Genomic DNA, 22,691 nt, shown 5'->3' with positions numbered 1-22,691 from the left:
GTCTGCGCCGGCTGAGCAGCTGTTCGAGGAGTTCGGCTTCACCGTTGATAACGTGGTCGCTAAAGCGAAAGCGCTGCTGTAATCGCTGGTACGGTGCGGGCTGATGCCCTCACCCCAACCCTCTCCCACAGGAGAGGGTGCAAACACCAAAACGGTAACCCCTGGGTTACCGTTTTGCTTTTATCTCGCCACCCGGCTTTTTTGTATCTGCTATTCCTGAACCATGTAATACGGTTGTAAATTATTCCAGCAAAAATGTGATGTGAGTCATATAGCTGGTTTATTGCGCTGGACAAACATTCCTTTTATTCCTCATTTCGCTTATTCTAGCTGAAGCGTTTCAGTCGTTTAAATGTTCGACAATTAATCAATCAGTCGCAGTTTGCAGCTGGTAAGGTTCCCCTCAGAGCGTTGCTGGATTACTCTGTCAGCCACCTCATAACAGGGACAGCCTTGCAGGAGATCTATGACCATTCGCATCGCGATTAATGGCTTCGGTCGCATTGGACGCAACGTGGTTCGTGCTCTATATGAATCCGGGCGTCGTGCGGAAATCACCGTGGTGGCAATCAATGAGCTGGCGGATGCCGCGGGCATCGCGCATTTATTGAAATATGACACCAGCCATGGCCGTTTCGCCTGGGATGTCCGTCAGGAGCGCGAGCAGCTGTTTGTTGGCGACGATGCCATCCGTCTGCTGCATGAGCCGACCATTGCGGCGCTGCCCTGGCGCGAACTGGCGGTGGACGTCGTGCTTGACTGTACCGGGGTATACGGGAGTCGTGAACACGGTGAAGCCCATCTTCAGGCGGGGGCGAAAAAAGTGCTCTTTTCCCACCCCGGCGGCAACGACCTCGACGCGACGGTGGTGTACGGCGTAAATCAGGATGAACTTCGCGCCGGGCATCGTATCGTCTCCAACGCCTCCTGCACCACCAACTGCATTATTCCGATCATTAAACTGCTCGATGACGCCTATGGCATTGAGTCCGGCACCGTCACCACCATTCACTCGGCGATGCATGACCAGCAGGTGATTGACGCTTATCATCCGGATCTGCGGCGTACCCGCGCGGCCAGCCAGTCGATCATTCCGGTGGATACCAAACTGGCGGCAGGGATCACCCGTATTTTTCCGCAATTTAACGACCGTTTTGAAGCGATTGCCGTGCGGGTGCCGACGATTAACGTGACGGCAATTGACCTGAGCGTGACGGTGAAAAAACCGGTAAAAGCATGTGAAGTCAACCAGTTGCTGCAAAAAGCAGCACAAGGTGCATTTCATGGTATAGTTGACTATACGGAATTACCGTTGGTCTCGACAGATTTTAACCACGATCCGCACAGCGCCATCGTCGATGGTACGCAAACCCGGGTCAGTGGCGCGCATCTGATCAAAACGCTGGTCTGGTGCGATAACGAATGGGGCTTTGCTAACCGAATGCTCGACACGACGTTAGCGATGGCGGCTATTGGTTTCAGGTTCGACGCGTAAACGTCGACAAAACTTTATGAATCAACGAGAGGATTCACCATGTCTGTAATTAAGATGACCGATCTGGATCTGGCTGGTAAACGCGTTTTTATCCGTGCGGATCTGAACGTACCAGTTAAAGACGGGAAAGTAACCAGCGACGCACGTATCCGTGCATCTCTGCCGACCATTGAACTGGCGCTGAAGCAGGGCGCGAAAGTCATGGTTACTTCTCACCTGGGTCGTCCGACCGAAGGCGAGTACAACGAAGAATTCTCTCTGCTGCCGGTTGTTAATTACCTGAAAGACAAACTGTCCAACCCGGTACGCCTGGTTAAAGACTACCTGGACGGCGTGGAAGTGGCTGCCGGTGAACTGGTGGTGCTGGAAAACGTTCGCTTCAACAAAGGCGAGAAAAAAGACGACGAAGAACTGTCTAAGAAATACGCTGCGCTGTGCGACGTGTTCGTGATGGACGCTTTCGGTACTGCGCACCGCGCGCAGGCTTCCACCCACGGCATCGGCAAATTTGCTGACGTGGCGTGCGCAGGCCCGCTGCTGGCCGCTGAACTGGACGCGCTGGGTAAAGCGCTGAAAGAGCCAGCTCGTCCGATGGTCGCTATCGTTGGTGGTTCTAAAGTGTCCACCAAACTGACCGTTCTGGATTCCCTGTCTAAAATCGCTGACCAGCTGATCGTGGGCGGCGGTATCGCTAACACCTTCGTTGCCGCTCAGGGCCACAACGTCGGTAAATCCCTGTACGAAGCAGATCTGGTTGATGAAGCCAAGCGCCTGCTGGGCACCTGCGATATCCCGGTTCCGACCGACGTTCGCGTAGCGACCGAGTTCTCCGAAACCGCAACGGCAACCCTGAAATCTGTTAACGACATCAAAGATGACGAGCAGATTCTGGACCTTGGCGACGTTTCCGCACAGAAACTGGCTGAAATCCTGAAGAACGCCAAAACCATCCTGTGGAACGGCCCGGTTGGCGTATTCGAATTCCCTAACTTCCGTAAAGGGACTGAAATCGTGGCTAACGCTATCGCGGACAGCGAAGGTTTCTCCATCGCCGGCGGCGGTGACACCCTGGCAGCGATCGACCTGTTCGGCATCGCTGACAAAATTTCCTACATCTCCACTGGCGGCGGCGCATTCCTTGAATTCGTCGAAGGCAAAGTCCTGCCGGCAGTAGCGATGCTCGAAGAGCGCGCTAAGCAGTAATTCAGTTCAGGCGGGGAAACCCGCCTGTTTTTCAGCGCGCTTAAGGGCTCGCGAACCTTCTTCAACGGTCGAAGATACAGATACAGGACTAAGTAACATGTCTAAAATTTTTGATTTCGTAAAACCGGGCGTCATCACTGGCGACGACGTTCAGAAAGTGTTCCAGGTAGCGAAAGAAAACAACTTTGCACTGCCGGCGGTAAACTGCGTAGGTACTGATTCCATCAACGCCGTTCTGGAAGCTGCAGCGAAAGTTCGCTCTCCGGTTATCGTTCAGTTCTCTAACGGCGGCGCAGCGTTCATCGCAGGTAAAGGCGTGAAAACTGACGTTCCTCAGGGTGCTGCTATCCTCGGCGCTATCTCTGGCGCCCACCACGTGCACCAGATGGCTGAACACTACGGCGTGCCGGTTATCCTGCACACTGACCACTGCGCGAAGAAACTGCTGCCGTGGATCGACGGCCTGCTGGACGCCGGTGAAAAACACTTCGCCGCTACTGGCAAACCGCTGTTCTCTTCCCACATGATCGACCTGTCTGAAGAGTCCCTGCACGAAAACATCGAGATCTGCTCTAAGTACCTGGCTCGCATGGCCAAAATGGGCATGACCCTGGAAATCGAACTGGGCTGCACCGGCGGTGAAGAAGACGGCGTGGATAACAGCCACATGGACGCTTCCGCCCTGTACACCCAGCCGGAAGACGTGGATTACGCCTACACCGAGCTGAGCAAAATCAGCCCACGCTTCACCATCGCCGCTTCCTTCGGTAACGTACACGGCGTGTACAAACCAGGTAACGTAGTTCTGACCCCGACCATCCTGCGCGACTCTCAGGAATATGTTTCCAAGAAACACAACCTGCCGCACAACAGCCTGAACTTCGTGTTCCACGGCGGTTCCGGTTCTTCCGCTCAGGAAATTAAAGACTCCGTCAGCTACGGCGTGGTGAAAATGAACATTGATACCGACACCCAATGGGCAACCTGGGACGGTATCCTGCAGTATTACAAAGCGAACGAAGCTTACCTGCAGGGCCAGCTGGGCAACCCGAAAGGCGAAGATCAGCCGAACAAGAAATACTACGACCCGCGCGTATGGCTGCGTGCTGCCCAGACTTCCATGGTGACTCGTCTGGAGCAGGCATTTAAAGAGCTGAACGCGATCGACGTTCTGTAAGAAAAATCTGTTTCTTACCCGGAAGCCCGCAGCAATGCGGGCTTTTTTATTATCTTAACAACAGGATAGCGTGGCAGAAAACTGTGATCCATTTGGCAAAACGTGCACTTATTGTTTACCCTATAACCTGACTGCCCTGTCGCAGGCTGAGTTATTTACTTCCCCCCAGGGGATTCATAAGGAATGTTAAATGGAAGATTTGAACGTTGTCGATAGCATCAACCACGCCGGGACGTGGCTGGCACGCAACCAGGAGCTGCTGCTGAGCTATGCCGTCAACATCGTCGCGGCTATCGCTATCCTGATCGTCGGGATGATCGTGGCGCGCGTCGTCTCTAATACCGTCAACCGCCTGATGCTGGCGCGTAAAATTGACGCTACCGTGGCCGATTTTCTCTCTGCGCTGGTGCGCTATGCGGTTATCGCTTTTACGCTGATTGCCGCCCTGGGGCGGGTAGGCGTGCAGACCGCCTCGGTGATTGCGGTGCTGGGTGCTGCCGGTTTGGCGGTGGGTTTAGCGCTGCAGGGATCGCTGTCGAACCTTGCCGCAGGCGTACTGCTGGTGATGTTCCGCCCGTTCCGCGCTGGCGAGTATGTCGACCTTGGCGGCGTGGCAGGTACGGTGTTGAACGTGCAGATTTTCTCCACCACCCTGCGTACCGCGGACGGTAAAGTAGTGGTGGTCCCGAACGGGAAAATCATCGCCGGCAATATCATTAACTTCTCCCGCGAACCGGCGCGTCGCAATGAGTTTATTATCGGCGTCGCTTACGATGCTGATATCGACAAGGTAAAGCAGCTGCTGACCTCGATTATCGAATCTGACGATCGAATTCTGCGCGATCGGGAAATGACCGTTCGTCTGAACGAACTCGGCGCCTCGTCGGTGAACTTCGTGGTGCGCGTGTGGAGCAAAAGCAGCGATCTGCAAAACGTCTACTGGGATATCCTCGAGCGTATCAAGCGTGAATTTGACGCCAACGGCATCAGCTTCCCTTACCCGCAGATGGATGTTCATGTGGTGCGCCTGCCGGAAAAAGCAGAGTAAAGCGCCTCTCAATAACTCAGGCCGGCCATGCCGGCCTTTTTCAATAGCTCATCATTAGTTGTTCTAATTAATGATTAATTCTTTCAATTTCCGCTAATAATTCATTCGCGCTATAGTCAGCGCCACTCTCGAACTCAGCGGATAAATCCTTATGTTTACTTATTACTTTCAGGGGCTTGCCCTGGGAGCGGCTATGATATTGCCGCTTGGCCCACAAAATGCCTTTGTGATGAATCAGGGGATCCGTCGTCAGTATCATCTGATGATTGCCCTGCTATGCGCGGTCAGCGACTTGCTGTTAATCTGCGCTGGCATTTTCGGCGGTAGCGCACTGCTGATGCAATCCCCGTGGCTGCTGGCGCTAGTGACCTGGGGCGGCGTGGCCTTTTTGCTGTGGTATGGCTTCGGCGCATTGAAAACGGCGTTCAGTCAGAGTCTTGAACTCGCCAATGCAGAGGTAATGCAGCAGGGGCGCTGGAAAATCATTATCACCATGCTGGCGGTGACCTGGCTTAACCCGCACGTTTATCTGGACACCTTTGTGGTGTTAGGCAGCCTGGGAGGTCAGCTGGCGGTGGAGCCGAAGCGCTGGTTTGCGCTAGGGACCATTAGCGCCTCTTTCCTGTGGTTCTTTGGCCTGGCGCTGTTAGCCGCCTGGCTGGCGCCGCGACTGCGTACCGCCAGAGCCCAGCGGATCATCAATATTGTGGTCGGCGCCGTCATGTGGTTTATTGCGTTTCAGCTGGCAAGAGAAGGCGTCAGCCATATCCAGGCGTTGCTTAACTAAGCGTTGTCCGATGGACTTTCCTGCTGTACGCGCTAAGCTTGCTGGCATGCGTCCCGTAAGGGCGATTTAAGTAACATGGAGAAACGACAGTGAAGTTAAAAGTCTTAGCCCTGGCGGCAACACTCGGATTGACCACGATGGCGGCACAGGCCAGCGAATTGCCGGATGGCCCGCACATTGTGACTTCAGGCACAGCAAGCGTTGCCGCGGTTCCGGACATCGCCACCCTGGCGATCGAAGTGAACGTGTCGGCAAAAGACGCCGCGTCGGCAAAAAAACAGGCTGACGATCGCGTTGCGCAATATCTCTCTTTCCTCGAAAAGAGCGGTATTGCTAAAAAGGACATCAACTCGGCGAATCTGCGTACCCAACCAGATTACGACTATCAGAACGGGAAAAGCATTCTGAAAGGCTATCGTGCGGTGCGCACAGTGGAAGTGACCTTGCGCCAGCTGGATAAACTCAACGGTCTGCTGGATGGCGCCCTGAAAGCGGGTCTCAACGAAATTCGCTCCGTCTCGCTGGGCGTTGCGCAACCGGACGCCTACAAAGATAAAGCGCGTAAAGCGGCGATCGACGACGCCGTGCATCAGGCGCAGGAGCTGGCCGCAGGCTTCCACAGCAAGCTGGGTCCGGTGTACAGCGTGCGCTACCATGTCTCCAACTATCAGCCGAGCCCGATGGTTCGCATGATGAAGGCCGCTGACGCTGCGCCGGTTTCTGCCCAGGAAACCTACGAGCAGGCGACTATCCAGTTTGACGACCAGGTCGATGTAGTCTTTGAGCTGCAGCCGGCGCAAGCCGCTGCTCCAGCCACCCCGGCGAAACCGGCGGAAACGCCGAAACCGGCCCAGTAAGCGATAGAAACAAAAAAGCCACTTCAGCGAAGTGGCTTTTTTATGCCCGCGGTTTAATCCTGACGCAGCACCTTGTGTCCGTAGTCAATGAGCGCATCGGTCACCCGGCGCATCATGCGGCTTTCCGGGGCGAAGCGGTGCCAGTAGAGCATGCGGCGCTGGAACAGGCCCGGGGTGAGATCGATAAGTTCGCCGCTGTTGAGCTCTTTTTCGATCTGCAGATGCGGGATCATACAGCAGGTGGTGCCCTGGCGCGCCAGCTGCACGAAAGCTTCCGACGAGTTGACGATGTGGCAGGGGACGCTGCCCGGCGGCAGGTCGAAGTTTTGCTGCAGGAACGCCTGATGCATATCGTCCAGATGGTCGAAGGCGACGACCGGCGCCTTAAGCAGCGCCGAACGCGTCACGCCATTCGGGAAATAGCGTTGCGCAAACTCTTTTGATGCGACAAACAGGTAATCGAGCGCCCCCAGCTGATCCACCAGGCAGCTTGGCAGCGCCTGCGGCTGGATACTCACTGCGCCCACTACTTCGCCACGGCGCAGGCGCTCCTGGGTGCGGGTTTCATCTTCCACCTGCAGGTTGAGACGAATAGGGGAGTCTGCCAGAACGTTGGCCAGCGCCGGCAGCAGCCAGGTCGCCAGACTGTCGGCGTTCACCGCCAGCGACAGCAGCAACGGCGTAGAGCCGGTTTGTTCATCGCCCAGCCATTCTTCCTCCAGCAGTTCAACCTGGCGCAACAGAGCCAGCAGTTTCTGTCCTTGCTCGGTGGGGCGCGGCGGCACGGTACGCACCAGCAGCGGCTGGCCGAACATATTTTCCAGCTGCTTAATACGCTGTGAGACGGCGGACTGGGTAATACATAGCTTCTGCGCGGCGCGCTCAAATCCTCGTTCCCTAATCACCGCATCCAGCGCTTGTAGTGTCCTGTAGTCCGGTCGTTTCATTATTCTGGCGTGCCCCCATAACTAATCGTTATCTCGCACTATGACATAAATTTTTATTTGATACAGACGAAATTGGTCTGTTCAGTTGTGTGATCTGCATCGCAGGGACATTTCCACTATCGATGTTCTATAATGCGCCACAGGCATTCACATCTCGGACCAGAATTATGACGCAGGATGAACTGAAAAAAGCGGTAGGTTGGGCAGCACTGCAATATGTACAGCCAGGGACTATTGTCGGCGTAGGCACCGGCTCGACGGCGGCCCATTTTATTGACGCGCTGGGCACCATGAAGGGGCAGATCGAAGGGGCGGTTTCCAGCTCCGACGCCTCCACCGAGAAGCTGAAAAGCCTCGGGATCACCGTCTTCGATCTTAACAGCGTCGATCGCCTGGGGATCTATGTTGACGGCGCGGATGAGATCAACGGCCATATGCAGATGATCAAAGGCGGCGGCGCGGCGCTGACCCGTGAAAAGATCATCGCCTCGGTCGCGGATAAATTTATCTGCATCGCCGACGCCTCCAAGCAGGTCGATATTCTGGGCAAGTTCCCGCTGCCGGTGGAAGTCATTCCGATGGCGCGCAGCGCCGTGGCGCGTCAGCTGGTCAAGCTGGGCGGCCGTCCAGAGTACCGTCAGGGCGTTGTGACCGATAACGGCAACGTGATCCTTGACGTGCACGGCCTGGAAATTCTCGATGCGATCGCGCTGGAAAACGCGATCAACGGTATTCCTGGCGTCGTCACCGTGGGGCTGTTCGCCAACCGTGGCGCCGACGTGGCGCTGATTGGCACTGCCGACGGCGTGAAGACCATCGTAAAATAGTCTGTCCGCAGGGAGCCGACCGGCTCCCTCGCAAATATTTTTTCATCAGGTGCAATTTGGTGACTTCTGTCACATTTATGCAACCATTCTGATTTACACGCTACCATTTCTTCTCTTTCTGGTGTTTTGTCCTGCGATTTCCCTCTGGATGACATTTCTTCAGGACGGCGACGCAAACGTTCATATTGCCGCGATAGTTTTTTTTGATATGTTGCTGAGACGAACTTTCGTTCAGCACGACATCAGTTAAGACAAAACAGGACGGGGAAATGGCTAAGGTATCACTGGAAAAAGACAAGATTAAATTTCTGCTGGTTGAAGGTGTGCATCAAAAGGCAATCGATAGCCTTCGCGCAGCGGGTTACACCAACATTGAATTTCATAAAGGCGCGCTGGATTCAGAACAGCTGAAAGCGTCGATCCGTGATGCCCATTTCATCGGCCTGCGTTCCCGTACCCATCTGACTGAAGAGATTTTCGCCGCAGCGGAAAAACTGGTTGCCGTCGGTTGCTTCTGCATCGGGACCAACCAGGTCGATCTGAACGCCGCTGCGAAGCGCGGTATTCCGGTGTTTAACGCGCCGTTCTCTAACACCCGCTCGGTGGCCGAGTTGGTGATCGGCGAACTGCTGCTGATGCTGCGCGGCGTGCCGGAAGCCAACGCCAAAGCGCACCGCGGGGTGTGGAACAAGCAGGCGGTCGGCAGCTTCGAAGCGCGTGGTAAAAAGCTGGGCATCATCGGTTACGGCCACATCGGTACCCAGCTTGGCATTCTGGCGGAATCGCTGGGAATGCACGTCTTCTTCTATGATATTGAAAACAAACTGCCGCTCGGCAACGCCACTCAGGTACAGCATCTCTCCGACCTGCTGAACATGAGCGATGTGGTCAGCCTGCACGTGCCGGAAAACGCCTCTACCAAAAATATGATGGGCGCGGAAGAACTGGCGCTGATGAAGCCGGGCGCGCTGCTGATCAACGCCTCCCGCGGTACCGTGGTGGACATTCCGGCGCTATGCGATGCGCTGGCCAGTAAGCATCTGGCCGGGGCGGCTATCGACGTCTTCCCGACTGAACCTGCGACCAACAGCGACCCCTTCACTTCGCCGCTGTGCGAGTTTGATAACGTGATCCTCACACCGCATATCGGTGGCTCCACTCAGGAAGCGCAGGAGAACATCGGTCTGGAAGTAGCTGGCAAGCTGGCGAAATACTCTGACAACGGGTCAACCCTGTCGGCAGTTAACTTCCCGGAAGTTTCTCTACCGCTGCACGGCGGCCGCCGTCTGCTGCATATCCATGAGAACCGGCCGGGCGTCCTGACCGCAATCAACCAAATCTTCGCCGCGCAGAGCATCAACATTGCTGCCCAGTATCTGCAAACGTCGCCGCAGATGGGCTACGTGGTGATTGATATTGAAGCGGAGGAAGATGTTGCCCAGCAGGCGCTGCAGGCAATGAAAGCGATCCCGGGGACTATCCGCGCCCGTCTGCTGTTCTAATCATTTTTGCCTCTCGGGCAGGTCGCGTACCTGCCCGTTTTTTTGTTAATACTTTCCAGGCTGAATTTCTCGTCCCCGCGTACCTACCAACACCAGGTTTTTCCCGGGGTGATGACCGCCGGCAGCGGGATATCCCACTCTTCGCTCGGCAGGCTATCCACCTGCTGGCAGTCGTGCGCGTAGCCCACCGGCTGCAGGCGATACTGCTGCCAGTTTTGCAGCGTCCGGTCGTAAAAACCGCCGCCCATTCCCAGCCGTTGGCCACTGACATCGAAGGCCACCAGCGGGGTCACCAGCACATCGAGTTCAGCCAGCGGCAGCACATCCCGCACATCGAGCTTCGGTTCGCGGATCTTCAGGCGATTCACGATCAGTTGGCTCTGCGGATGGTAGTGTAAAAACAGCAGATTGCCGGGGCTAAAGGGATGCAGCACCGGGAGATATACCCGCTTGCCGGCGCGCCAGAGCTGGTCGATCAGCGGCTGGGTGTCCAGCTCGCCGTCAAAGGAGAGAAACAGCGCCACGTTGTGGGCGAGAACTACCGGCGGCCAGGCCATCATCCGCTCGGCGGCCTGTTGGGCAAACAGGCGCTGTTGCTCCGGGCTGAGTGCGCGTCGACGATCGCGGATCTGCTGGCGAATATGCTGACGGGAGAGCAGGGTATCGGTCTGTATAGTCATGCAGGTCTCGTTACGAGCTGGCGAAACAATAGGAGCAAGTGTAATACAGGGCGGCTTCAGCCGAAAACACGTATGGGGGATGATGCGAAGTAAAGAAGGGAATCTCCGAGATGCCGCCGCAGGCTGTAACCCTTGAACCCTTGGTTCAAGGTGAATGTGTCGTCACGGTTTTAAGGCTTCTCGGACGAACCGAGCATGCTCACCAACCGTGGAGCGCCACATTCTTGTGGTATGAAATATCGGCTCAGGGGACTGGCCCGCTTGCAAACATCTCAGAGAAATTTTGTTCTTGCGATTACTCTAACACAGTTAACTGCAAAGTGTTATTCAAACTTCGACCCTGGCTTTTCGCTTATGCGACCTTGCTCAAGCAATGCTTGTTCGATGGTCTGCTGAAGCATGCGAATGCGCTGCTCCATGGTGGAAGCGTAGTCGCGGGTCTTCGCTTTTTCCTGAGTCAACTCATAGCTGATGTTCAACGCCGCGATGAAGACCAGCTGCTCAGTATTTGCGACTCTAGTGCGTTCTTTTAAATCTTGCAACCGCTGATTAAGGTCTTCAGCTGCCTGATTCAGGGCATCCCTTTGTTCAGGCGGGCAATTCACTCGCAGTGAACGGCCGAAAATTTGGAGATCTACGGGTTGTGCAGACATGCCACCTTCCTGCTGATTGACTGCGCTGCCTTCACACCCTGGCCCGGGTCTGCGAAGGGGCGACACTATAGCTACCCTGGTGCGAAGATACAAGCCCTATTCTGGTTCACCAGGGTCCAAAGTGGTAGCATACCATGAATATTCCTCCCAACGATGACGAATGCGCATGTCTATACAGAACGAAATGCCTGGTTACAACGATGTAGACCAGTTACTGAACCAACAAGGGGTAGGTCTCACCCCGGCCGAAATGCACGGTTTGATCAGCGGATTGCTGTGCGGCGGCAATACGGACAGCAGCTGGCAGCCGCTGGTGCACGACCTGACCAACGAAGGTCTCGCCTTTGGCCATGAACTGGCTCAGGCGCTGCGTAACATGCATTCCGCCATCAGCGATTCACTGGATGACGACGGTTTCCTCTTTCAACTGTATCTGCCGGAAGGCGATGCGGTGAGCGTCTTTGACCGTGCCGACGCCCTCGCCGGTTGGGTCAACCACTTCCTGCTTGGTCTTGGCGTTAGCCAGCCGAAGCTGGATAAAGTGAAGGATGAAACCGGGGAAGCGATTGACGATCTGCGTAATATTGCCCAGCTGGGCTACGATGAAGACGAAGATCAGGAAGAGCTGGAGATGTCTCTGGAGGAGATTATCGAGTATGTCCGCGTTGCCGCACTGCTGTGCCACGACACCTTTGCCCGTCAGCAGCCAACCGCACCGGAAGTCCGCAAACCGACATTACACTAACTAAAATTCGTTCAGGGGGCGTCATGACTCAGCAGGAATTTCTATCGCGTCGCCAGACGCTGTTGGCGCAGATGCAGCCAGGCAGCGCGGCGCTGATTTTCGCCGCACCGGAAGCGGTGCGCAGTGCAGATTCGGAATATCCCTACCGGCAGAACAGCGATTTCTGGTACTTCACCGGCTTTAACGAACCGGAAGCGCTGCTGGTGTTGATTAAAAGCGATGAAACCCACAACCATAGCGTGCTGTTCAACCGGGTTCGCGATCTGACCGCTGAGATCTGGTTTGGACGCCGTCTGGGCCAGGAGGCCGCGCCGGCGAAGCTTGGCGTCGACCGGGCGCTGGCGTTCAGCGAAATCAACCAGCAGCTGTATCAGCTGCTCAACGGTCTGGACGCGATCTACTTCGCCCAGGGTGAATATGCCTATGCCGATGAGATTGTGTTCAACGCCCTCGAAAAACTGCGCAAAGGCGCGCGCCAGAATCTGCAGGCGCCGAACTCGGTTATCGACTGGCGGCCCATTGTGCATGAGATGCGCCTGTTTAAATCCGCGGAAGAGCTTGCCGTGATGCGCCGCGCCGGGGAGATCACCGCGCTGGCCCATACCCGGGCGATGGAAAAATGCCGCCCTGGCATGTTCGAATATCAGCTGGAAGGTGAAATTCTCCATGAATTCAACCGCCACGGGGCACGTTTCCCCTCCTATAACACCATCGTTGGCGGCGGCGAAAACGGCTGTATTCTGCACTACACCGAAAACGAATCTGAACTGCGCGACGGCGATTTAGTCCTGATTGACGCCGGCTGCGAGTATCGCGGCTATGCCGGGGACATTACCCGCACCTTCCCGGTAAACGGTAAATTTACCCAGCCGCAGCGCGAGATCTACGACATTGTGCTCGAATCGCTGGAGACCGCGCTGAAACTCTATCGGCCGGGCACCTCGATCTGTCAGGTCAACCAGGAAGTGGTGCGCATTATGATTACCGGCCTGGTGCGGCTGGGGATCCTGAAAGGCGAGATTGACGAGCTTATCGCCAACAACGCCCACCGCCCGTACTTTATGCATGGCCTGAGCCACTGGCTGGGTCTGGATGTGCACGATGTCGGTAATTACGACACCGACCGTTCGCGCGTCCTGGAGCCGGGAATGGTGCTGACCGTCGAGCCGGGACTGTATATCGCCACCGATGCCGACGTGCCGGCGCAGTATCGCGGCATCGGCATCCGTATTGAAGATGACATCGTGATTACCGAAGACGGTAACGAAAATCTCACTGCCGGCGTGGTGAAGAAGGCGGATGAGATCGAGGCGCTGATGGCGGCGGCGCGCCAGTCATGAGCGTGCTGATCGTCGGCGGCGGGATGACCGGGGCGACGCTCGCGCTGGCCATCTCCCGTTTGACCGGCGGCGCGCTGCCGGTCCACCTCATTGAAGCGCAGGATCCGCATTCGTCACGCCACCCTGGCTTTGACGACCGGGCGATCGCCCTGGCTGCGGGCACCTGCCAGCAGCTGGCGCGTATCGGTATCTGGCAACGCCTCGCCGAACGCGCGACGCCCATCCAGCGAGTACACGTCAGCGACCGCGGTCATGCCGGGTTTGTGAATCTGGCGGCCGCGGATTATGGCCTGTCGGCGCTGGGCCAGGTGGTTGAACTCCACGATGTCGGCCAGCGGCTGTTTGGTCTGCTGCGCGAGGCGCCGGGCGTCACGCTGCACTGTCCGGCGAAAGTGGAAGCGGTCAGTCGCAGCCAGGAGAGCGTCAGCCTTACGCTTGAGGGCGGCGAAATCATTAACGGTAAGCTGCTGGTGGCGGCGGACGGTTCCCGTTCGGCACTGGGCGCCCGCTGCGGCATCAGCTGGCAGCAGCAGCCGTATGAGCAGATAGCGATCATTGCTAACGTCAGCACCGCGTTGCCCCACGAAGGTCGCGCCTTCGAGCGCTTTACCGAGCATGGCCCGCTGGCGATGCTGCCGATGTCGCAAGGGCGCTGCTCGCTGGTGTGGTGTCATCCGCAGTCGCGCCGCGATGAGGTGCAGAGCTGGTCTGACGAACGCTTTTGTCAGGAGCTGCAGCAGGCATTCGGCTGGCGGCTGGGGCGTATTACCCACGCCGGGAAGCGCAGCGTCTATCCGCTGGCCCTCACCACCGCCAGCCGCGCGGTGTCGCACCGCCTGGCGCTGGTCGGCAACGCGGCGCAGACGCTGCACCCGATCGCCGGGCAGGGCTTTAATCTCGGCCTGCGCGATGTGATGAGCCTGGCGGAATTACTCGCTGACGCCCATCTCAGCGGCGAAGATGTCGGTCATTATCCACTGCTGTGCCGCTATCAGGCGCGCAGGGCAGGGGATAAAGCCGCCACCATCGGCGTGACCGATGGGCTGGTGCATCTGTTTGCCAACCGTTGGGCGCCGCTGGTGGCGGGGCGCAACGTCGGTCTGATGGCGATGGAATTATTTACCCCGGCGCGCGATGCGCTGGCGCAGCGTACCCTCGGTTGGGTTCCCCGTTAAGGAGTAGAACGTGAAAAGTGTTGATGTTGCCATTGTTGGCGGTGGAATGGTGGGGCTGGCGGTAGCCTGCGGTCTACAGGGTAGCGGCCTGCGCGTCGCAGTGCTGGAGAAAGCAGAGCCGCGACCGCTGGCCGCCGATGCGCCGCCGGCGCTGCGCGTTTCGGCAATTAATGCCGCCAGCGAAAAGCTGCTGACAAAGCTGGACGTCTGGCGCGAGATCGTCGCCCAGAGGGCCAGCTGCTATCACGGTATGGAAGTGTGGGATAAAGACAGCTTTGGCCACATTAGCTTCGATGACCAGAGCATGGGCTTTAGCCACCTTGGCTATATTATCGAAAATGCCGTAGTGCATCATGCATTGTGGCAGAAGGCGCAGCGTTGCGCTGACGTTACCCTGCTGGCTCCGGCGGAACTTCAGCAGGTGGCGTGGGGCGAGAATGAAGCCTTTCTCAGCCTGCAGGACGGCAGCATGCTGACCGCGCGGCTGGTGATCGGCGCCGATGGTGCCAATTCATGGCTGCGCAATAAAGCCGATATTCCGCTGACCTTCTGGGATTACCATCATCATGCGCTGGTGGCGACCATCCGTACCGCTGAGCCGCATCAGGCGGTGGCCCGCCAGGCGTTCCATGGCGACGGGATCCTCGCCTTCCTGCCGCTCAGCGATCCGCACCTGTGCTCGATCGTCTGGTCGCTATCGCCGGGGGAAGCGCAGCGGATGCAGCAGGCTGATGAAACCACCTTCAACCAGGCGCTGAATATCGCGTTCGATAATCGCCTTGGCCTCTGCCAGCTGGCAAGTGAACGTGAAGTTTTCCCGCTGACCGGCCGCTATGCCCGTCAGTTTGCCGCCCACCGACTGGCGCTGGTCGGCGATGCCGCGCATACCATCCATCCGCTGGCCGGGCAGGGGGTCAACCTCGGTTTTATGGATGCCGCCGAGCTTATTGACGAGCTGAAGCGCCTGCACGCTCAGGGCAAAGATATCGGCCAGCATCTTTATCTGCGCCGCTACGAGCGCAGCCGCAAGCACAGCGCGGCGCTGATGCTGGCGGGCATGCAGGGCTTCCGCGAAATGTTCTCCGGGAGCCATCCGGCGAAGAAATTTCTTCGCGATGTGGGACTCAAACTGGCCGATACGCTGCCGGGCGTGAAACCGCAGCTGATTCGCCAGGCGATGGGCCTCAACGATCTGCCTGCCTGGTTACGTTAACCGCGTCACACTTCTTTCACCCGGCCTGGGCGCCGGGTTTTCCCCCTCATTTGAAATATTCTAATTTCACCTCTTTTTTCGCATTAGATTTATTAATGCGTCCTTTTTTTTGTTAAAGAAATTAGAGCCGTAAAATCGCATAAAACACCATCATTACCTAATTGTCGCGCCGTTAATGTTAATTTTATGTGGCGTAAATCGCTTTTTTCCAGTCAATAACTCTGTAGGCTTTTCGGCGGATTTTAGCCATAAGCTAATGTGATGCCCTGAATGAGCTTATGGTTTAGCGCCGGGTTCGGTGGTAAGTTCAGGCCAAAGAGAACGTTTGCGTCGGCGTCCGTCAGCGATGCCGACGCCGAATTTCGTGGCGCAAAATCGCCGACAATTTCGTGGCTGGTTCCGTTTTATTCGATGAGGAAAAGATGGCTCAACAGACTCCGTTGTATGAACAACACACGCTGTGCGGCGCGCGCATGGTGGATTTCCATGGCTGGATGATGCCGCTGCATTATGGGTCCCAGATTGATGAGCACCATGCGGTGCGCGGCGATGCAGGGATGTTCGATGTGTCGCATATGACCATCGTCGATTTCCACGGCAGCCGGATCCGCGAGTTCTTGCGCTATTTGCTGGCCAACGATGTGGCGAAGCTCACCACCCCGGGCAAAGCGCTCTACACCGGCATGCTGACCGCCTCTGCCGGCGTCATCGACGACCTGATTGTCTATTTCCTTTCTGAAGATTATTTCCGCCTCGTTGTTAACTCCGCTACCCGCGAAAAAGACCTCGCCTGGATCTCCGAACAAGCTGAACCTTACGGCCTTGAAATTACCGTTCGCGACGATCTGTCGCTTATCGCGGTCCAGGGCCCCCAGGCGAAAGCGAAGGCGGCGACGCTGTTTACCGACGCTCAGCGTCAGGCCGTGGAAGGCATGAAGCCGTTCTTCGGCGTGCAGGCCGGCGACCTGTTTATCGCCACCACCGGCTATACCGGCGAAGCGGGTTATGAAATTGCGATGCCGAACGAGCAGGCGGCTGATTTCTGGCGCGGTCTGCTGGACGCTGGCGTTAAGCCGTGCGGTCTTGGCGCGCGCGACACCCTGCGCCTGGAGGCTGGGATGAACCTGTACGGCCAGGAGATGGACGAAGGCGTTTCCCCGCTGGCGGCGAACATGGGCTGGACTATCGCCTGGGAGCCCGCCGATCGTAACTTCATCGGCCGCGAAGCGCTGGAGATGCAGCGTGAAAAAGGCACCGAGCAGCTGGTTGGCCTGGTGATGACCGAGAAAGGCGTCCTGCGCGGTGGTCTGCCGGTCCGTTTTACCGATAGCGACGGTAATCAAAAAGAAGGCATTATCACCAGCGGCACCTTCTCACCGACGCTGGGCTACAGCATCGCGCTGGCTCGCGTGCCGGCCGGGATTGGCGACACCGCGGTGGTGCAAATCCGTAACCGTGAAATGCCGGTTAAAGTGACTAAACCTGGTTTTGTACGCAATGGCAAAGCCATTGTGTGATTTCCCTTTTTTGGAGATGAATTGATGAGCAACGTACCAGCAGAACTGAAATACAGCAAAGAACACGAGTGGCTGCGTAAAGAAGCGGACGGTACCTATACCGTTGGGATCACCGAGCACGCGCAGGAGCTGCTTGGCGATATGGTTTTCGTTGACCTGCCGGAAGTGGGCGCCACCGTTGAAGCGGGCGCCGATTGCGCGGTTGCCGAATCCGTGAAGGCGGCCTCCGATATCTACGCGCCGATTAGCGGTGAAATCGTTGCCGTCAACGAAGAGCTGAACGACTCTCCGGAACTGGTCAACAGCGACCCGTATACCGACGGCTGGATCTTCAAGATCAAAGCCAGCGACGAAGCGCAGGTTGCCGCGCTGCTGGATGCCGCCGCGTATGAAGCTTTACTGGAAGACGAATAAATACGCTTCATCCTTCACGCTGCAGGGGCGTTGGCTTCCTGGCTCCCCCCGGTCACTTACTTTTGTAAGCTCCCGGGGAGTCGCTGTGTCGCCGCCTTCCTGCAACGCGAATGATTTTGCGTATTCTGGCCCGGTAAGCATCAGCGCTTGCCGGGCAAACCAGTCAGACAACCACGATTCACCGCACGTTTCAGGAACCATCGCTCATGACTCAGACTTTAAGTCAGCTTGAAAACCGCGACGCCTTTATTGAACGTCACATTGGCCCGGACGCTCAGCAGCAGCAAGAGATGCTGAAGACCGTCGGCGCGGATTCGCTTAACGCCCTGATCGGCCAGATTGTGCCGCAGGATATCCAGCTGGCGACCCCACCGCAGGTGGGCGACGCGACTACCGAATTCGCCGCGCTGGCGGAGCTGAAGGCGATTGCCGGTCGCAACAAGCGCTTCAAGTCTTACATCGGCATGGGCTATACCGCCGTGCAGCTGCCGCCGGTCATTCAGCGCAACATGCTGGAAAACCCGGGCTGGTATACCGCCTATACCCCTTACCAGCCGGAAGTATCCCAGGGCCGTCTGGAGTCGCTGCTCAACTTCCAGCAGGTCACTCTGGATCTGACCGGGTTGGATATCGCTTCCGCTTCGCTGCTCGATGAAGCCACCGCCGCCGCCGAAGCGATGGCGATGGCCAAACGCGTCAGTAAACTGAAGAGCGCCAACCGCTTCTTCGTTGCCGCCGACGTCCATCCGCAAACCCTGGACGTGGTGCGCACCCGCGCGGAAACCTTCGGCTTCGAGGTGATCGTCGATGACGCCGACAAAGTGCTCGATCACCAGGATGTCTTCGGCGTGCTGCTGCAGCAGGTGGGCACCACCGGCGAAATCCACGATTACAGCAAACTGATCGCCGAGCTGAAAGCGCGCAAAGTGATTGTCAGTGTCGCTGCCGACTTTATGGCGCTGGTGCTGCTGACGGCGCCGGGCAAGCAGGGCGCCGATATCGTTTTCGGTTCCGCCCAACGCTTCGGCGTGCCGATGGGCTACGGCGGCCCGCACGCGGCCTTCTTCGCGGCGAAAGATGAATTCAAACGCTCCATGCCGGGCCGGATTATCGGCGTATCGAAAGATGCGGCGGGGAATACCGCGCTGCGCATGGCGATGCAGACTCGCGAGCAGCACATCCGCCGTGAGAAAGCGAACTCCAACATTTGTACCTCGCAGGTGCTGCTGGCCAACATCGCCAGCCTGTACGCGGTATTCCACGGCCCGGCGGGTCTGAAACGTATCGCTGGCCGCATTCATCGTCTGACCGACATTCTGGCCGACGGCCTGCAGAAGAAAGGGCTGAAGCTGCGCCATGCCCACTACTTCGACACCCTGTGCGTCGAAGTGGCGGATAAAGCCGCGGTGCTGGCGCGTGCCGAAGCCCTGCAGATTAACCTGCGCAGCGATATTCACGGCGCGGTGGGCATTACGCTCGATGAAGCGACCACCCGCGAAGATGTGCTGAACCTGTTCCGCGCCATCGTCGGCGACGATCACGGTCTGGATATCGATACCCTGGATAAAGACGTGGCGCTGGATAGCCGTTCGATCCCGGCGGCGATGCTGCGCGACGATGCGATCCTCACCCATCCGGTGTTTAACCGCTACCATAGCGAAACCGAGATGATGCGCTACATGCACGCCCTGGAGCGTAAAGATCTGGCGCTGAACCAGGCGATGATCCCGCTGGGCTCCTGCACCATGAAACTGAACGCCGCGGCGGAGATGATCCCGATCACCTGGCCGGAATTCGCCGAGCTGCACCCGTTCTGCCCGGTCGAGCAGGCGGAAGGGTATCAGCAGATGATCGCCCAGCTTTCCGACTGGCTGGTGAAACTGACCGGCTATGACGCCGTCTGCATGCAGCCGAACTCCGGCGCGCAGGGTGAATATGCTGGCCTGCTGGCGATTCGCCATTATCACGAGAGCCGCAACGAAGGCCATCGCGATATCTGCCTGATCCCTAGCTCCGCGCACGGCACCAACCCGGCTTCCGCGCAGATGGCGGGTATGCAGGTAGTGGTCGTTGCCTGTGATAAAAACGGCAACATCGATCTCGCCGATCTGCGTGAAAAAGCAGAGCAGGCGGGGGCGAATCTCTCCTGCATCATGGTCACCTATCCGTCGACCCACGGCGTGTATGAAGAGACCATCCGTGAAGTGTGCGAGATAGTGCATCAGTTCGGCGGCCAGGTTTACCTCGATGGCGCCAACATGAACGCCCAGGTCGGGATCACCTCTCCGGGCTTTATCGGCGCTGACGTTTCGCACCTCAACCTGCATAAAACGTTCTGCATTCCGCACGGCGGCGGCGGCCCGGGCATGGGCCCAATCGGCGTGAAAGCGCACCTGGCGCCGTTCGTGCCGGGCCACAGCGTGGTACAGATTGAAGGTATGCTGACCCGCCAGGGCGCGGTTTCCGCCGCGCCGTTCGGCAGCGCGTCCATTCTACCGATCAGCTGGATGTATATCCGCATGATGGGTGCGGAAGGGCTGAAGCAGGCGAGCCAGAACGCGATCCTTAACGCCAACTACATCGCTACCCGACTGAAAGACGCCTACCCGGTGCTCTACACCGGTCGCGATGGTCGCGTAGCGCACGAATGCATTCTCGATATTCGTCCGCTGAAAGAAGAGACCGGCATTAGCGAGCTGGATATCGCCAAGCGCCTGATCGACTTTGGCTTCCATGCCCCGACCATGTCTTTCCCGGTAGCGGGAACGCTGATGGTTGAGCCGACGGAATCGGAAAGCAAGGTCGAGCTGGACCGCTTTATCGACGCGATGCTGGCGATCCGCGCGGAAATCGACCGCGTCAAAGCCGGCGAATGGCCGTTGGAGGATAACCCTCTGGTGAACGCGCCGCACACCCAGGGCGAGCTGGTGGGCGAGTGGAACCATCCGTACAGCCGTGAGCTGGCGGTATTCCCGGCAGGGTTGCACAACAAGTACTGGCCGACGGTGAAACGTCTGGATGATGTCTACGGCGACCGCAACCTGTTCTGCTCCTGCGTGCCGATGAGCGAATACCAGTAAGTTTGCGTTTTAGCTAAACTTTTAAAGGCGCTGCGGCGCCTTTATTTTTTTGGAGGGAAGGTATGGGAATAGCTCTTATTAGCGGCGCGAGCCGCGGCATAGGCCGGGCGACGGCGCTGCTGTTGGCGCAGGAAGGATATACCGTGGCGGTCAATTACCATCACAACATTAACGCCGCCACCGAGGTGGTGAATACCATTGTGGCGTCTGGCGGCAAAGCCACGGCGCTGCGGGCGGACATCAGCGATGAAGCGCAGGTGATGGCGATGTTTGAGGCGATCGACCGCATGGGCGAGCCGCTGACGGCGCTGGTCAACAACGCCGGGATCCTGTTTACCCAGTGTACGGTGGAGAGCCTGAGCGCCGAGCGTATTAACCGCGTGCTGGCCACCAACGTCACCGGTTATTTCCTCTGCTGTCGCGAGGCGGTAAAGCGCATGTCACATCGACATGGCGGTAAGGGCGGGGCGATAGTTAACGTGTCGTCGGCGGCGTCGCGCCTTGGCGCGCCGGGGGAGTACGTTGACTATGCCGCGTCGAAAGGGGCGGTAGATACCCTGACTACCGGGCTGGCGCTGGAGGTGGCGGCGCAGGGGATCCGGGTGAACGGCGTGCGTCCGGGGCTGATTTATACCGAGATGCACGCCTCCGGCGGTGAACCGGGACGCGTGGATCGAGTGAAAGGTTCGCTACCGATGCAGCGCGGCGGCCAGCCGGAAGAGGTCGCTCAGGCCATTGCCTGGCTGCTGAGCGACAAAGCGTCGTATGTGACGGGTAGCTTCCTTGAACTGGCGGGCGGGAAATAACCCGTAGATGTCTATTGCCCGGCGGCGCTGCGCTTGCCGGGCCTACGGGGTCAAAGCCGAATGGTAGGCCGGGTGGCGGATACGCCTTACCCGGCATAAAAACCGCTAAAGCCCGACGGTCTACCAGGAGGCCAGCCACAGCCGCAGGCGCATTCCCCAACTGCTGGTCCAGCCGGTGGTGACCGACTTCACCTCGCCTTGAGAAATGACCACCAGCGTTGGCGTTACCTGGATGTCCCACTGCCGCGCCAGCTGGCCGCTCGGATCATTCACCGTCGGCAGCGTCATTTTCTTCCTGGTCAGCCACTTCTCCAGCGTGACGTTATCGCCGGAACGCAGGGCTACCGTCAGCACATTGCCGCTGTCCGCGGCAAGCGATGCCACCGACGGCGTGGTATAGCGACAAACTCCGCACCAGGTCGCCCAGACGTACAGCAGCAGCGGCTTTTGCTGGCTTATGGCATGCAGATCCAGCGTCCTGCCGTCGAGTGTCTGCAGCGATGTGGCGCTGACGTTTTGCGGCAGCGCGGGCTGGCGAAAATAATCCACCGCCAGGCTCACCGCCGCGCCAATCAGCAGCCACACCGCCAGCTCGCGCAGCCAGCGCCTGATTTTACTGGCCACGGGCTTTCGCCAGCTGCTCTTTCACCAGCCCCTCCAGGTCTTCAGCAGGGATCGCGCCGGCCACCATCTGATCGCCGATGATCGTTGCCGGGGTGCCCTGAATATTCAGCACCTGCGACAAAATCAGGTTCATCTTCAGCGAATCCATGGTCTTGTCATCGATATTTACGCTATCGGTAGCGGTTTTCTTCTGCGCGGCGGCGATACTGGCGTCATCGTGATAGCCTTTTTTCGCCATCAGCCGCTGATGCAGCGCCCAGAATTTATCGGGCTGCTGACGCCAGGTGGAGAGCGCGGCTTTAGCGGCATTCACCGAACTCTGCCCTTTAAACGGCAGCAGCTTAACGATGAGCTGGATGTCCGGGTTATCGTGGACGATTTTTTCCAGCAGCGGATCAAACTGTTTGCAGTAAGGACAGTTGTAATCGGTAAACGAGACGATTGTGAGTTTTGGCTCTTTCGCGCCGGTGCGCGGGCTATTTGGATCGTTAAACAGCAGCTGGGCTAACTGGTCATTACCGTTCGATTGTGGTTCTTCCGCCGGGGCGGCGAAGCTGATGGCCGATACGCACAGCAGTAATAAGGCTGTGATAGTTCTCAT

General features: G+C 57.7%; 22 protein-coding genes and 1 other RNA gene. 17 read left to right on the top strand and 6 right to left on the bottom strand.

All coding sequences use genetic code 11. The features are described 5' to 3' along the window. The 7 genes from HMPREF3140_RS29650 to HMPREF3140_RS17725 all read left to right on the top strand — a co-directional run. Positions 1–82, top strand: an 82-nt coding sequence (locus tag HMPREF3140_RS29650; protein WP_370511769.1) for a hypothetical protein, incomplete at its 5' end; no start/stop codon positions are given. A 384-nt stretch (positions 83–466) separates the two neighbouring features. After that, on the top strand, positions 467–1,495 hold the full coding sequence (gene epd / locus HMPREF3140_RS17755; RefSeq protein WP_002916512.1) for an erythrose-4-phosphate dehydrogenase: 1,029 nt from the start codon (positions 467–469) through the stop codon (positions 1,493–1,495). A gap of 39 nt (positions 1,496–1,534) precedes the next feature. After that, positions 1,535–2,698 carry a phosphoglycerate kinase gene (pgk, locus tag HMPREF3140_RS17750; RefSeq protein WP_002916508.1) on the top strand — a complete coding sequence of 388 codons (1,164 nt, stop codon included), beginning with the start codon at positions 1,535–1,537 and terminating at the stop codon, positions 2,696–2,698. A gap of 97 nt (positions 2,699–2,795) precedes the next feature. Further along, positions 2,796–3,875, top strand: coding sequence for a class II fructose-bisphosphate aldolase (gene fbaA / locus HMPREF3140_RS17745; RefSeq protein WP_004144748.1), 1,080 nt, complete (start codon positions 2,796–2,798; stop codon positions 3,873–3,875). A 190-nt stretch (positions 3,876–4,065) separates the two neighbouring features. Beyond that, positions 4,066–4,923 carry a small-conductance mechanosensitive channel MscS gene (locus tag HMPREF3140_RS17740; RefSeq protein WP_002916504.1) on the top strand — a complete coding sequence of 286 codons (858 nt, stop codon included), beginning with the start codon at positions 4,066–4,068 and terminating at the stop codon, positions 4,921–4,923. A 151-nt stretch (positions 4,924–5,074) separates the two neighbouring features. Next, complete coding sequence (argO, locus tag HMPREF3140_RS17730) at positions 5,075–5,710, top strand: arginine exporter ArgO (protein WP_004144747.1); 636 nt, start codon at positions 5,075–5,077, stop codon at positions 5,708–5,710. 89 nt (positions 5,711–5,799) lie between these two features. Then, entirely contained in the window at positions 5,800–6,567 is a 768-nt protein-coding gene (locus tag HMPREF3140_RS17725; protein ID WP_002916499.1) for an oxidative stress defense protein, read from the top strand. Between the two features lie 53 nt (positions 6,568–6,620). On the opposite strand, the gene argP is transcribed toward HMPREF3140_RS17725, so the two are convergent. Continuing rightward, positions 6,621–7,514, bottom strand: a complete 894-nt coding sequence (gene argP / locus HMPREF3140_RS17720) for a DNA-binding transcriptional regulator ArgP (protein ID WP_032412413.1) — start codon at positions 7,512–7,514, stop codon at positions 6,621–6,623. A gap of 167 nt (positions 7,515–7,681) precedes the next feature. Here argP and rpiA point away from each other — a divergent pair, with 167 nt between their 5' ends. Together rpiA and serA are read left to right on the top strand one after the other, a co-directional pair. Then, positions 7,682–8,341, top strand: a complete 660-nt coding sequence (rpiA, locus tag HMPREF3140_RS17715) for a ribose-5-phosphate isomerase RpiA (RefSeq protein ID WP_002916495.1) — start codon at positions 7,682–7,684, stop codon at positions 8,339–8,341. A gap of 269 nt (positions 8,342–8,610) precedes the next feature. After that, entirely contained in the window at positions 8,611–9,843 is a 1,233-nt protein-coding gene (gene serA, locus HMPREF3140_RS17705) for a phosphoglycerate dehydrogenase (RefSeq protein WP_002916493.1), read from the top strand. Between the two features lie 83 nt (positions 9,844–9,926). Here serA and HMPREF3140_RS17700 read toward each other — a convergent pair whose 3' ends face one another. From HMPREF3140_RS17700 to zapA, 3 genes are all read right to left on the bottom strand, one after another. After that, the gene (locus HMPREF3140_RS17700; RefSeq protein WP_014906942.1) at positions 9,927–10,523 is read right to left on the bottom strand and encodes a 5-formyltetrahydrofolate cyclo-ligase; all 597 of its coding nucleotides are present in this window, start codon (positions 10,521–10,523) and stop codon (positions 9,927–9,929) included. Positions 10,524–10,621: 98 nt separating this feature from the next. Continuing rightward, a non-coding RNA gene (gene ssrS, locus HMPREF3140_RS17695) (6S RNA) lies at positions 10,622–10,805 on the bottom strand. Between the two features lie 41 nt (positions 10,806–10,846). Then, complete coding sequence (gene zapA, locus HMPREF3140_RS17690) at positions 10,847–11,176, bottom strand: cell division protein ZapA (RefSeq protein ID WP_070553052.1); 330 nt, start codon at positions 11,174–11,176, stop codon at positions 10,847–10,849. Between the two features lie 166 nt (positions 11,177–11,342). Between zapA and HMPREF3140_RS17685 the strand changes: the two genes are divergently transcribed. The 8 genes from HMPREF3140_RS17685 (at position 11,343) to HMPREF3140_RS17650 (ending at position 21,466) form a co-directional block, all read left to right on the top strand. After that, positions 11,343–11,921 (top strand): YecA/YgfB family protein, encoded by a 579-nt coding sequence (locus HMPREF3140_RS17685; RefSeq protein ID WP_002916486.1) that lies wholly within the window; start codon positions 11,343–11,345, stop codon positions 11,919–11,921. A gap of 23 nt (positions 11,922–11,944) precedes the next feature. Then, positions 11,945–13,261 (top strand): Xaa-Pro aminopeptidase, encoded by a 1,317-nt coding sequence (pepP, locus tag HMPREF3140_RS17680; RefSeq protein WP_004193720.1) that lies wholly within the window; start codon positions 11,945–11,947, stop codon positions 13,259–13,261. After that, on the top strand, positions 13,258–14,436 hold the full coding sequence (gene ubiH, locus HMPREF3140_RS17675; protein WP_002916482.1) for a 2-octaprenyl-6-methoxyphenyl hydroxylase: 1,179 nt from the start codon (positions 13,258–13,260) through the stop codon (positions 14,434–14,436). The genes pepP and ubiH overlap by 4 nt, the downstream gene beginning before the upstream one ends. Before the next feature lie 10 nt (positions 14,437–14,446). Then, a complete protein-coding gene (gene ubiI, locus HMPREF3140_RS17670; RefSeq protein WP_070553051.1) occupies positions 14,447–15,649 on the top strand; it encodes an FAD-dependent 2-octaprenylphenol hydroxylase in 1,203 nt (400 codons plus the stop codon). A gap of 422 nt (positions 15,650–16,071) precedes the next feature. Further along, complete coding sequence (gcvT, locus tag HMPREF3140_RS17665; protein ID WP_002916480.1) at positions 16,072–17,166, top strand: glycine cleavage system aminomethyltransferase GcvT; 1,095 nt, start codon at positions 16,072–16,074, stop codon at positions 17,164–17,166. Between the two features lie 24 nt (positions 17,167–17,190). Beyond that, positions 17,191–17,580, top strand: coding sequence for a glycine cleavage system protein GcvH (gene gcvH / locus HMPREF3140_RS17660; protein ID WP_002916479.1), 390 nt, complete (start codon positions 17,191–17,193; stop codon positions 17,578–17,580). Between the two features lie 206 nt (positions 17,581–17,786). Further along, entirely contained in the window at positions 17,787–20,660 is a 2,874-nt protein-coding gene (gene gcvP, locus HMPREF3140_RS17655) for an aminomethyl-transferring glycine dehydrogenase (RefSeq protein ID WP_019704917.1), read from the top strand. Positions 20,661–20,722: 62 nt separating this feature from the next. Then, the gene (locus HMPREF3140_RS17650; protein WP_004174442.1) at positions 20,723–21,466 is read left to right on the top strand and encodes an SDR family oxidoreductase; all 744 of its coding nucleotides are present in this window, start codon (positions 20,723–20,725) and stop codon (positions 21,464–21,466) included. Positions 21,467–21,586: 120 nt separating this feature from the next. Here the strand turns inward: HMPREF3140_RS17650 and HMPREF3140_RS17645 are convergent, their stop codons facing one another. Together HMPREF3140_RS17645 and HMPREF3140_RS17640 are read right to left on the bottom strand one after the other, a co-directional pair. Further along, the gene (locus HMPREF3140_RS17645; RefSeq protein WP_023282980.1) at positions 21,587–22,090 is read right to left on the bottom strand and encodes a protein disulfide oxidoreductase; all 504 of its coding nucleotides are present in this window, start codon (positions 22,088–22,090) and stop codon (positions 21,587–21,589) included. Continuing rightward, positions 22,080–22,691 carry a DsbA family protein gene (locus HMPREF3140_RS17640; RefSeq protein ID WP_021313753.1) on the bottom strand — a complete coding sequence of 204 codons (612 nt, stop codon included), beginning with the start codon at positions 22,689–22,691 and terminating at the stop codon, positions 22,080–22,082. The genes HMPREF3140_RS17645 and HMPREF3140_RS17640 overlap by 11 nt, the downstream gene beginning before the upstream one ends.

This window comes from Klebsiella sp. HMSC16A12, from assembly GCF_001808265.1.
Lineage (GTDB): Bacteria > Pseudomonadota > Gammaproteobacteria > Enterobacterales > Enterobacteriaceae > Klebsiella > Klebsiella pneumoniae.
Note: the sequence above shows the minus strand (reverse complement) of the source record. Positions and strands in the feature narration are given on the sequence as shown.